General features: G+C 38.3%; 1 pseudogene. It reads left to right on the top strand.

What is annotated here, in order from left to right:
* Positions 1–274 (top strand): annotated as a pseudogene (locus CP366_RS10580) (RNA-guided endonuclease TnpB family protein); the annotation flags it as partial.

Here is a 274-nt window from a genome sequence, read left to right as displayed (position 1 = left end):
GCTAAGCACTATTTAGCTGTTAGACAATATCAAGCAATGCCTTTTGCCTTTTCTATTCTTAATAGCTATGAAGTCCAACTGGCAGAAACAGTAGTCATCAATAATGAATTATTGGCCAAGCCTAAGAATATTCGTGATGCTTATAGCTTTTTACGCGTTAAAGAAATTGATAGCCTTGCCCTTGCCAACGCTATTCAGAACTACCAGAAAGCTTGGAATAACTATCGCAAGATTGGTCATGGAATCCCAACTTTCCATAAAAAACGCAGCGACT

Source organism: Lactobacillus sp. UMNPBX15, assembly GCF_002553785.1.
Taxonomy (GTDB): Bacteria; Bacillota; Bacilli; order Lactobacillales; family Lactobacillaceae; genus Lactobacillus; species Lactobacillus crispatus.
This window is presented reverse-complemented; position numbering and strand designations above follow the sequence as displayed.